This is a genomic window from Psychrobacter sp. AntiMn-1 (assembly GCF_001854065.1).
GTDB classification, from domain to species: Bacteria; Pseudomonadota; Gammaproteobacteria; order Pseudomonadales; family Moraxellaceae; genus Psychrobacter; species Psychrobacter pacificensis.
Window position 1 is genome coordinate 1,079,515 of the sequence record NZ_CP012969.1, and the last position, 12,007, is coordinate 1,091,521.

Annotated in this window: 10 protein-coding genes; 7 read left to right on the plus strand and 3 right to left on the minus strand. The window is 45.6% G+C overall.

The genetic code is table 11. The features are described from left to right. Window positions 1-9: 9 nt before the first annotated feature. The 3 genes from AOT82_RS04445 to AOT82_RS04455 all read right to left on the minus strand — a co-directional run bounded on the left by AOT82_RS04445 (window position 10) and on the right by AOT82_RS04455 (window position 4,317). Window positions 10-660, minus strand: a complete 651-nt coding sequence (locus tag AOT82_RS04445) for a DsbE family thiol:disulfide interchange protein (RefSeq protein ID WP_083328848.1) — start codon at window positions 658-660, stop codon at window positions 10-12. Window position 661: 1 nt separating this feature from the next. Beyond that, a complete protein-coding gene (locus AOT82_RS04450) occupies window positions 662-2,692 on the minus strand; it encodes a heme lyase CcmF/NrfE family subunit (RefSeq protein ID WP_071001979.1) in 2,031 nt (676 codons plus the stop codon). Between the two features lie 290 nt (window positions 2,693-2,982). After that, complete coding sequence (locus tag AOT82_RS04455; RefSeq protein ID WP_071001980.1) at window positions 2,983-4,317, minus strand: hypothetical protein; 1,335 nt, start codon at window positions 4,315-4,317, stop codon at window positions 2,983-2,985. A 494-nt stretch (window positions 4,318-4,811) separates the two neighbouring features. Between AOT82_RS04455 and mrdA the strand changes: the two genes are divergently transcribed. The 7 genes from mrdA (at window position 4,812) to AOT82_RS04490 (ending at window position 12,004) form a co-directional block, all read left to right on the plus strand. Next, a complete protein-coding gene (gene mrdA / locus AOT82_RS04460) occupies window positions 4,812-6,797 on the plus strand; it encodes a penicillin-binding protein 2 (RefSeq protein WP_071001981.1) in 1,986 nt (661 codons plus the stop codon). 89 nt (window positions 6,798-6,886) lie between these two features. Further along, a complete protein-coding gene (gene rsmD / locus AOT82_RS04465; RefSeq protein WP_071001982.1) occupies window positions 6,887-7,573 on the plus strand; it encodes a 16S rRNA (guanine(966)-N(2))-methyltransferase RsmD in 687 nt (228 codons plus the stop codon). Between the two features lie 252 nt (window positions 7,574-7,825). Beyond that, on the plus strand, window positions 7,826-8,254 hold the full coding sequence (rplM, locus tag AOT82_RS04470) for a 50S ribosomal protein L13 (RefSeq protein ID WP_071001983.1): 429 nt from the start codon (window positions 7,826-7,828) through the stop codon (window positions 8,252-8,254). A 10-nt stretch (window positions 8,255-8,264) separates the two neighbouring features. After that, window positions 8,265-8,651: a 30S ribosomal protein S9 gene (rpsI, locus tag AOT82_RS04475; protein ID WP_058025929.1), complete on the plus strand. Its 387-nt coding sequence runs from the start codon at window positions 8,265-8,267 to the stop codon at window positions 8,649-8,651. Window positions 8,652-9,110: 459 nt separating this feature from the next. Continuing rightward, complete coding sequence (locus tag AOT82_RS04480) at window positions 9,111-10,202, plus strand: LpxL/LpxP family acyltransferase (protein ID WP_071001984.1); 1,092 nt, start codon at window positions 9,111-9,113, stop codon at window positions 10,200-10,202. A gap of 108 nt (window positions 10,203-10,310) precedes the next feature. Continuing rightward, on the plus strand, window positions 10,311-11,381 hold the full coding sequence (locus tag AOT82_RS04485) for a tryptophan--tRNA ligase (RefSeq protein ID WP_071001985.1): 1,071 nt from the start codon (window positions 10,311-10,313) through the stop codon (window positions 11,379-11,381). 20 nt (window positions 11,382-11,401) lie between these two features. Continuing rightward, window positions 11,402-12,004, plus strand: a complete 603-nt coding sequence (locus AOT82_RS04490; RefSeq protein WP_071001986.1) for an O-methyltransferase — start codon at window positions 11,402-11,404, stop codon at window positions 12,002-12,004. The last annotated feature ends 3 nt before the right edge of the window (window positions 12,005-12,007 follow it).

Consider the following 12,007-nt stretch of genomic DNA (forward strand, 5'->3'; position numbering starts at 1 on the left):
GATATGCTATCATTGACACGCCTCCTCAACCTGACTTGGCTCTAAACTGACGCCATTATTATTGGCATCATTAAGCACCATCAAGCAAGGCGCAATACGGCTTTGCCAGTTGCTCTCATTGACCTCACCGATAATATGCTGACGAATAATCCCTTCACCATCGACGACAAAAGTCTCAGGCGCGCCAGTCAGTCCCAAATCTAAAGCAAACTGCCCCGATAGATCCTGAATAGACATCGAAAACGGGTCGCCGCCTTTATTCAAATATCCTAAGGCATCCCCAATATCATCTTTATAGTTGACACCGACCAAATTGACACCGCGCTCCTCCAATTTCATTAAGAAAGGATGCTCGATGATGCAAGTAGGACACCATGATCCCCAGATATTCATCAAGAACGGCTCATCAGGCAGGTTATCATTGGTCATGATACGACTGGTATCTGACAATAGCGGCAACTCAAAAGCCGGTACTGGGCGCTCAAGTGCTGTGTTCGTCACGATATCCGTCGGTTTGCCCAAGCGCATATACAGCATGGCAACCAGACCAATAAAAATCACCAGCGGAATCAAAAAACCTAATTTAAGCGACTTTTTGCGTTTGGTATTCTTATTGCTTTGCTGAGCCTGTTTATCAGGTGCATTGTTTGAGGTCGTCATATTACTGATCCCCTGTCTTGATAGCTTGCGATTCCAAATCTGCCACCGTAGCAAAGCCTGATTTTTTGGCAGCGATTTGCGCAGGTGTTCTGGTTTTCTTAATACGGTAACGATTGTCTAGCATACTGAGCAATGCACCAAATGCCATAATCAGCGCACCTAGCCATATCCAGCGAATGAGCGGTTTGACATAGATACGAAATGCCCATTCGTTGCTGTTTTCGGCGATCGGCTCACCAAGAGCGACATACACATCACGCATAAGACTGGCATCGATTGCCGCCTCAGTCATCGGCATCATACTGATAATATAGTTACGTTTTTCAGGATGTAGCGTCGTCACCGTTTGACCGTCTTTACTGACCGTAACCTCAGCTTGTGTGGCGTCAAAGTTACTGCCTTTTACTTCACTGAAACCTTTTACGGTAAAGTCATACCCTTGGACATTGACACTATCATTTGGTCCCAGCGCCACATCACGCTCAATACTGAGCGTACTGGTAAATGCCACCCCAATAACTGCAACGATGACCCCAATATGGGCGATTTGTTGACCCCAATAGCTCAAACGCAGCTGACGTAATCCGTTTAATCGACTCGGTGCATTTTTGGTTTTATCTTTAAAATCGATCACCATCCATAATAGCACCCAGAAACTCACTGCCAACGTGACGCCAATATTTAGCATCTCTGATGGACTCGTAAAATAGGCAATAATCGCCGCCAACACCAGACTGCTCACAGCGATAACCATGCCAGCACCTAATAATGGGCGGCTGTCTTGTTTCCAGCGAATATTAGAGCCCATACCCATTGCCACGAGCAAAAGCCACGTTAAGGGTACAAATAGCGCGTTGAAATAGGGAGGGCCAACTGATACCTGACCTAAATTGAAAGAATCGGCAATAATAGGATATAGCGTGCCAAGCAACACCACCAAAGTCGAAATCAAAATAATAACGTTATTAATCACCAAGAATGACTCGCGTGAGATCAGTCGATATTGACTCTCAACCGTCAAGCGCCAACCACGTACCGCAAACATCAGCAGACCACCGCCGATAATGACGCCTAGAATGGCTAGAATTACTAGACCACGCGTCGGGTCAGCAGCAAATGAATGGACGGAAGTGATCACCCCTGAACGTACAAGGAATGTGCCTAGCAAACTAAGTGCAAAGGCAAAGATTGCCAGCATGATGGTCCACGCTTTGAACACACCGCGCTTTTCAGTGACCGCAAGTGAGTGTAGCAATGCCGTACCTGCCAGCCATGGCATCAGTGAGGCGTTCTCTACTGGATCCCAAAACCACCAGCCGCCCCAGCCAAGCTCATAATATGCCCACCATGAGCCAAGTGCGATACCAACCGTCAAGAAACCCCAAGCAGCTAGCGCCCACGGACGCGACCAGCGTGTCCACACCGCATCCAAGCGCCCTTCCCACAACGCTGCCATGCAAAAAGCAAATGGCACGACCATGCCTACGTAGCCCATGTAGAGCATCGGCGGATGAATAATCAAACCAAAATCTTGCAAGACAGGGTTTAGATCCGCGCCATCAACTGGCAAATTGGGCAAGGTACGATCAAATGGCGATGAGGTAAAGATCAACATCGCTAGCATCATCATCTGCACGCCTGCCAATATCACAAGAACACGCGCACGCATGGACAGCGGTAATCCACGGCTAAAATAAGACACCAGCGCACACCAAGTGGCCATAATGGTCATCCAAAGCAGCAATGACCCTTCATGACCGCCCCACGTTGCAGATAGCTTATAATACCAAGGCAGTAACGTATTGGAGTGCTGAGTGACATAGACGAGGCTAAAGTCATTATAATAAAAGCCTGCCATCAGCGCAGCAAATGATGTGACCATGGCCGCAAATTGCGCCCATGCAAGACTTGGTGCTAGACGCTGCCAAGCGACGTGGTCGCGCATGACACCAATGGTTGGTAGTACCACCTGCAAAATCGCCAGTATAAAAGCGGCCAGCAAGGCAAAATAACCCAATTCTGTGATTAACATACGGTCTAACCTTGTTTACCTTGGATACCATTAAGGGTTCACCGATGGCATCGCTAGCCACTGGCAAACGCTAAATAGTCCCTTTATGCGGTCATAGTTTACGGTTAAAAACTGAGGTTTCGATAGCTGTAGAAGCACCTAAAACCCGCTACTATCATTGTGACGTATCAATCTGAATGATTGATACAAAATGCTGACCTATCATTGGCCTTGCATTGTTTTATTGACTCAAACTGTATGAGATATTGCTGTTTTTGACTATTTGAAAATACTGTTTATCGTGTTATTGCTTATGGCATCGAGGGGAAAAATACCAATACCAGATGTAACCACCCTGCCAAAAACCCAGTCAGACCACCCAAGATAATCAGCGTCATCTCATCCTCACGAAAAGCAGGACGCAGCAAATTCTGAAACTCGCTGGGCGTCAGCGCCCTTATTCTATCGCGAAACAGACCAAAAATCTTACTGGCGCGACTTTCATTGAGCTCAGGATCTCGCAGTGGCACCATAGTCGCCACAATCGACTTATCAATAATAGTGTTTTTGAGCTGTCCATAATCACGGCGGCCCAATCCCACACGTAATGTCGTACTAATAACTGGTGACTCAAGCACCGTATATAGATGCGACTTCATCAGCTCACGAGTTTGCGCTGAGCGATCACCATACATCATCTCGTTCATGATGTTCTCAAGGGTAACCAAATCTTTTACCACAATCTCAGCAAATACTTCAGACACTTCCTCTTGGCGCTTCATAAAGCCGCCCTGCAGACGATACCTTGCGATATGAGGCATGACTGGCTTGATAAAGGGGAAGCGGCTCTGCACCGAAAAAAGCTTTAAATACGGGATAAAATGCGGCTCTATTGGATTAAATACCATCCAAATCGCAATCCAATTGGTCAAAAATCCCCAAATCGCAGCAAAAAATGGCACCGTCCAATGCTGCGGCACCACTAAAAATATAAACATTTGGATAATACCAAACACCAAGCCAATCAAAGCACTGATGTGCCAGATAAAATTGATCTCTTTTTGCCCAACCTTCAAGAACATATTGACCATCAGACGACGATCGTTCTCCATCGTATTGACGATCATCTTGCGCATATCGACCAGATCTTCGACATGATACGTCAAATCTGTCACCAGCGACTGCATGATACTAGGCAGTTCTTTGTGGGCTTGAGCATAGACGCGGCGTTTTACCGCATAAGGCAAGTTGCCCCACAGTGCGGGCGAATGATCCAGCATAATCTCATCAATCAATGGCTCAAGGTTTTTGTCCACCGTATCAGTGACAAATAGCGCCATTTGCTCAGGTTCCATCGCTTGAAAAAATTCATCTAATGAACCGAGCTTTGACAATGTCTGATCAACGATAACCCCTGATATTTTGCCTGCCTTGCGTGGGACGATACCTTGCCAGCCGATACCTGGTAACCCAAAAAATGGAAAATTTGGAATACGAATACCCCAAAACTTAATGGGATAAAACAGCATCTTGAGCGCCATCCATACATGCACCCACGTAACAAATGCCGTCACTGGTGGAATAGTTAGCATGGCAAAAAACTCTGGGTGCTCAGCGATCGTCTGCCACAATGAATTTATGTCCATGACTTTTCTAGTTCCTGACAGGTTGATTGTCGTTGCTAATATGGTCGCGACTGATAACAAGCCGCTAGCAAAATTGAAACGTCTCAAAAAGACGCTCTGTCTCTAACCACTACTATAAAATAAATCGCCTGATTTTAGCATACTTGCCATTTTTTAGCACATGGACACCCTTGGCAAGTTGTGACTAAAGATAACATCTTTTAAATCCTATATTGAGCCATAAATATACTGAGATAGCGCATCGCTTATGCAATATATGACCACAACAAAATAAGCATCTGAGTACTGCGCCTACTCATTTGTTCTGTTATAATTTGTAGTCAAACGATAGACACCATCTACGTACAAATCAATGCGCGTTGATTTTAGATCATATAGCGCTATGTGATTGAAATCCTTTGTATTATCCTTTAGACTCACCGCGTTTTGGTTAACCAACCTGCCCTTTTACCTCTTTATTATTGACTCACTGACCGATTGGGCTCTGATTTTCTATGAATAAACCACTAACTCCCAATACCGAACAGGTCAACAGTACCTTTACCAACCGTATTATTATCTTTGGAATTTTAATATTGCTGGGTTTGGGCGGCCTGATAACGCGTTATGGTTATTTGCAAGTCTATGCCCATGATAAGTACACCACCCAGTCAGACAATAACCGCATTAAACTGATATCTGCACCGCCTAGCCGCGGTTATATTTATGATCGTAACGGGATAATTTTGGCGGATAACCAGCCAGTTTTTACCGCCATGCTAAGCCCTGATGAGGTTGACAACCCTGAGCGCACGCTCAGCTTGCTGGCGCCTATTTTTGATTTGACAGCAGAAGACATCACAGATATTTTGGCGCGCTTGAACAAAAACAAAAACGACCCTGTGACCATCAAAATCGACTTAACAGAGGCACAGCTGGCTCAGTTCAGTGAGCGTAAGCCATTCTTTCGCGGTGTTTCTATCCAAAGTAAGCTGACGCGTGATTATCCTTATGATGAGCTATTTGCTCATGTGATCGGTTACGTTGGTCGTATTAACGATAAAGAGTCTAAGCGTATTGATAAGGACCGCTATGCAGGTACTGATCTGATCGGTAAGATTGGTATCGAAGACTATTACGAAGATATTTTGCTTGGGCAACCTGGTTATCAGTCGGTAGAAACAGACGCTCACGGCAATATCCTACGTCAATTGGATACCAAACCGCCTACCTCAGGCAACGATATTACGTTGAGCTTAGATTATGGGCTGCAAAAGGTCGCCCAACAACAACTAGATGGCCGCCGCGGTGCCATCGTAGCGATAGATCCCAAAAATGGCGATGTGCTGGCCTTTGTCAGTAACCCAAGCTATGATCCCAATCCTTTTATCTCAGGGATTTCGTTCAAAGACTATGATGCCCTGCGAGAAGATCTCGATCAGCCCTTGTACAATCGTGCGCTCCAAGGGACATACCCACCTGGCTCGACCATCAAACCATTTGAGGGTCTAGGTGGCATTCACTATGGCTTACGAGATTGGAACAGCACTATTTATGATCCTGGCTATTTTAGTTTACCAGGAGACAGCCATCGTTTCCGTGACTGGAAGCGCGGGGGTCATGGTACGGTTGATTTAAAGAAATCTATCCAAATGTCGGTTGATACTTACTATTATAAACTGGCCTATGAGATGGGTATTCAGCGTCTACACGACTGGATGGTGCGCTTTGGTTTTGGGGACAAGACTGGTATTGATCTTCCTAACGAAAAATCAGGCATCATGCCATCACCGAAATGGAAAAAAGACACGTATGATAAAGACTGGCTACCGGGTGAAACCATCTCTGTCAGTATTGGACAAGGCTATTTCTTAGCCACGCCACTACAGATTGCTAATGCCACTGCCATGACCGCCAGTAAAGGTAAACATATTACCCCGCATTTGCTCAAGAGCAGTGACGGTGCAGCAGAAGTCAAAATCATCGACAAACCTGATGGTAAAATCGACTATAACGGTCAGCCTTCTGACTGGTTACGTATGCATGATGCAATGGAAAGCGTGGTAGAAAACGGTACTGGACGCGGTATCTATACCCCGCGCTATCGTATCGCTGGCAAGACAGGAACAGCACAGGTAAAGTCTATCGCTCAAGGCAAACGCTATGATAAATCAGCGATTGACAAACGTCACTGGGATCATGCGTGGTTCAATGGTTTTGCCCCTGTCGAAGACCCTCAAATCGCGCTGGCGGTCTTGGTCGAAAACGGTGGCGGTGGTAGTACGACTGCCGCGCCTATCGGCCGTGCCCTATTTGACTACTGGATGCTACAACGCAAAACTGATCCGGTACTGCCGCCGTCCGCTGATGAGCTCAAAGTCATCAAGCGCCAAAAGGCCTTTGAGAAAGCCTTGAAGGATGCCTTGCGTGAAAAAGAAGCAAAAGCGTTAGCAGAACAAGAAGCGGCAGAGGCACAAGCAGCAGCAGCCACCTCTGAATAGCGACATTTTGATAGACATCTCTAACCATTACCCGTCATGTCTAATAAGTAGAGATGCCTCAAAAAAAAGATAATAAAAGAGACACGAGCATGAAAAAACCCTCACGCGGACGCACAGCGAAAAAGAACCCTAAAGCAAAAAGTGCCGCAGCCGGTGATGTTCGTATCATCGGTGGGCAGTTCAAGCGCCGTATTGTCAGCTTCATCGAGGCAGATGGCCTGCGCCCAACACCCGACCGCCTGCGAGAGACATTATTTAACTGGTTATTGGCCGATATTCACGGTGCACGCGTACTCGATAGCTGTGCAGGCAGTGGCGTATTAGGGTTTGAGGCGTTGTCCCGCGGCGCAGCTCACACCACTTTTATTGAAGTTAATACGGCACAAAGCAACATGCTACGTCAAAGTGCTGAGCAATTACGCCTTGATACCGCAGCTTACACGGTTATCACTGGCACGGCTGAGGAAGTACTGAGTCAACACCAGCCGATTGAGCACCCGTTTGACATCGTCTTCATCGATCCCCCTTATGCTCAGGATCTATGGCAGCCTATTTTGAGTACGCTGATTACCAATGCATTGATTGACCAATCAACGCTAATTTATTTAGAAGCGGATAAAGATTTAACACCTCAGCTTGAGCAGCTAGAAGAGCAGCTTAATGAAAATCGCGACGCCCAACTAGAGACAACTCAGCAAATGATATGCTTTGAATGCGTAAAGCAAACCAAAGTTGGACAAGTTGTCGCTGGACTTTATCGGCTGTCACCGTCATAATTACACCCTAATTGCTAAGCGCATCATTAGCAGTTATTTGTTAAGCAATATTTAGTAAACCCTTCAATACCTGTAAAAATGTTTAAAACCGCTTAAAAACTGGCCAAACGCTGCAGTTTAATGTATAAAGGCGAAAATAAACCCCAATGCAGCTTGCAAGCGTAGGCGCTACTGCTTATAATGTGCAGTCTGTTTTTTGAGAGCCCCGTTCCCAGCTAAACTCTCAACGAATTCTAATTTTAAGGTTTTATCATGAAAACACTTAGTGCAAAACCAGCTGAAGTGACCCATGACTGGTATGTCGTAGATGCTGACGGCAAAACCCTTGGTCGCTTAGCCACTCAAATCGCAACTCGCTTACGTGGCAAGCACAAGCCTTCTTATACTCCGCACGTAGATACTGGTGACTTCATTGTTGTCATCAACGCAGAAAAAATCGCAGTAACGGGTAAGAAAGCGCAAGACAAAAAGTACTATCGTCACAGTGGCTACCCAGGTGGTATTAAAGAAACCAACTTCACAAAGCTGATTGCACATAAGCCCGAAGATGTTCTATACAAAGCAGTTAAGGGTATGCTTCCAAAGGGCCCTCTTGGCTATGCGATGATCAAGAAGCTGAAACTATATGCGGGTACTGAACATCCACATACTGCACAGCAACCTAAAGAACTAGACATCTAAGGATATACTTATGGAACGCAATTACGGAACTGGTCGCCGCAAGACGTCTACTGCTCGTGTCTTTTTATCAAAAGGTACTGGTAGTATTGTTGTTAACGGTAAGCCACTAGACGAATACTTCAGCCGTGAAACTTCACGCATGGTTGTTCGTCAGCCATTAGAACTACTAGACTCTGCTAACCAGTATGACTTATATGTCACTGTTGCAGGCGGTGGTATCAGTGGCCAAGCTGGCGCAATCCGCCACGGCATCACACGTGCATTGATCGAAGCTGACGAAACTTTGAAGCCTGCCCTAAAAGCAGCTGGTTTTGTTACTCGTGATTCACGTCAAGTTGAACGTAAGAAACTGGGTCTACGTAAAGCACGTAAACGTCCACAGTTCTCAAAACGTTAATCAAAGCACTTTCTTATCTTTTTGCTGCTGTTGTCTTTTTCTCGGAGCGATGGTAGCAAACTCAAATAAGAGAAGCGTTTTGCAAAACCTTATAAGCTGGTCACAGCTTATAAGGTTTTTTTATGCCTGCTGATTGGCCTATAGGTAGTGTGGCTATAGTAGAACCTCAATAAAATTGATACAGCATAGGAAACGCGCTCGAACGCTACTTTTCTTGCTTGCTGTGACTGCGTCTCCAGAGGCTGCGAAAAATAGCGTTTAATCTTGCTATACCATTTTTATAATGGTTTCACTATATCTCTCATTGCAATAGCTATCGATATACGTACTTTATATTAGCACTGCAAATTAAGAACCTTATAAACATTCTCACTTGCAAAGCATTTGAGCCTACCCCATCATATCAATAACTTTTCATCATTAGCTGCAATGTGATACACGGTGCGGCAGAAGGATATTATGAAAGCGCCAGAACAATACGATCCTAGCAAACCCTCCAACACTAACGGCATACCATCATCCAGTAGGCAGCAATCCAATAAGTCGCCTGCTATACCTGCTGGCACCCCAACGATTACGCAAAATCAAAAGCGTACCGCGCAAGCAGAAAACAAGCCCTTTCAATGGCAGTTTTTATTGCCAAAGTATTGGGGTATCTGGTTGTTGTTTTTGGTGATGTTACCCATGATATATTTGCCACTGCGTTGGCAGTTTTGGCTAGGTCGTAAGCTCGGCATATTGATTTATAAAGCTGCAGGCTCACGTAGGCGTGACACTCTGATTAATCTAAAGCTGGCGTTTCCAGAAAAGCCAGAAGCTGAGCGTGAATTGATGGCCAAGCAAGTTTTTGTCAATCAAGGTATTGGGGTGTTTGAAACCCTATGTGCTTGGTTCCGTCCAAATATATTTACTAGAACGGTATCTATTTCGGGATTACAGCATCTTGTTAATGCGCAAAACGAGCAGCGTCCGGTTATTCTATTGGGTGCGCATTATACGATGCTGGATTTGGGCGGCTTACTGTGTTCTCAATTCTTCCCTGTCGATTGTATGTACCGTACGCAAAACAACCCTTTACTGGACTGGTTTATCTATAATGGTCGTACCAATATATTCGGTAAGCAAATCTCCAGCCGTGACATGCGAAGCCTAGTCACCTCTATCAAAGCAGGTCATGTGATTTGGTATTCCCCCGATCAGGACTATGGTCTAAAACAAGGGGTTATGGCGCCATTCTTTGGCGTGCCAGCAGCGACCATCACCGCGTCACGCCGTATGGCAAAATTAGGCAGCAAAACGCATCCACCCGCCGTGATGGCGCTACACACCTATCGGCAGACACCAGATAATCTACCACGTGGTAAGCGACCTCATTATCACTTGACCATCACCCCAGAGCTTGAGAACTACCCAAGTCAAGATGAGGTTGCGGATGCTACTCGGGTTAATGAAGTTTTAGAGGGACTCATACGTATTGATCCGACTCAGTGGATGTGGTTTCATCGGCGCTTTAAACATGGGCCAAATGGTCGTACGGATATCTATAAGTAGGCCTTTATTTTCAAAAGGGCTGATAAAATTTGCTATACTTTGTGACTGCTATTTTGCACTTTTAATCACGCATTATAATAATTTGACAAACAAAACAACGGATTTTTCATGAGCGACAATCACAGTTCTGGACAAGCAGCCCCACATAAACGCATTTTGACAGGAATCAAACCGACGGGCATTCCGCATCTTGGTAACTATGTTGGCGCGATTCGTCCGGCCATCCAGTCTATTCAAAACAGCGATAGCGACGCTTTTTTCTTCTTAGCGGATTATCACAGCATTATTGGTTGCCATGATCCTGCGATCATTCACGAGTCAACCAAAGCCATTGCCGCGACATGGCTCGCCTGTGGTCTTGATCCTGAGCGCGTGACTTTTTATCGTCAGTCAGATGTGCCTGAGATTTTGGAGTTGTCATGGATTTTGAGCTCCTCGTGTGCCAAAGGCCTCATGAACCGCGCTCATGCCTACAAAGCAGCGGTCGATGCCAATATGGAAAAAGAAGACGTTGATCCTGACCAAGGGATTAACATGGGGTTGTTTGGCTACCCTGTGTTGATGGCTGCTGATATTTTGATGTTTAATGCCACGCATGTACCTGTTGGCCGTGACCAAATTCAGCACATTGAAATGGCGCGTGATATAGCAGGTACATTTAATCATCGTTACAAGCCATTGTTCACTGAGCCTAGGGCCCTGGTCGACGACAACACACCGCTACTTACAGGTCTCGATGGTCGCAAAATGAGCAAAAGCTATAACAACGTGATTCCGTTGTTTGGCGAGTTTAATAGCCAAGCCGATCCTGAAAAAATGATGCGTAAGGCCATCATGCGTATTGTGACCAACTCACAATTGCCAGAAGAGCCAAAAGATCCTGACGCGTCAGCAATTTTTGAGATTTATAAAGCGTTTGCTACGCCTGAAGAAATTGCTAATTTGCGTGCGCAGTATGAATCAGGTATTGGCTGGGGAGACGCCAAAGAGCAGTTGTTCCAACAAATCAATAACGAGATCGCCCCTTTCCGCGCGCGCTATCAAGAATTGATGGCAAATCCAAAAGAGCTGGAAGAAATCTTGCAAATGGGCGCAGATAAAGCCCGTCGTCATAGCCGTAAGCAGCTGGATAAAGCCCGCCGTGCCATTGGTATTCGCCCACTAGCGAAGCTTAAATAAATGACTTCTGATCGTTTATAATGCCGACATTTAATCCAAGCCATTTTTTATCTTACTGTCAGTCTTTATACGAGGCTGACAGTACGTATGACTCTGAACAATCCAATCGGCTGGCTCGTCATCGCCATGTCGAACCAGATGCGGTGCAGTTTTTGGCCAATATTGCCACGATCAGACAGCCCAAAAAGGTATTAGAGATTGGTACCTCGACGGGCTTTTCGACATTGTGGCTGGCGTATGGTTTGCGGCATCAGGCTGAATGTGACTTTATATCGCTAGACATCGACAAAAACCGCAGTGAAGCTGCTCGCCAGCATCTGCAAAATACGGGACTGTCTGACTCTGTTCGACTCATCGTGCAAGATGCCTTGATTTTTTTAAATAGCAATGAAGATGTCTTTGACTTGGTATTTTTGGATGCAGAGCGGCAATTCTATATCGATTATATCCGAGGTCTGCATAACGCATTGGACGTCGGTAGTGTACTTATTGTCGATAATGTCATCTCTCATCGTAATGAGGTGAGCGAGTTCTTGGCAGAATTCACCAATGATTCTCGTTATATTTGTCATACGTTAGATGTTGGTGCTGGACTATTTATGGCAGTGCGCCAGGAACATTAAGAC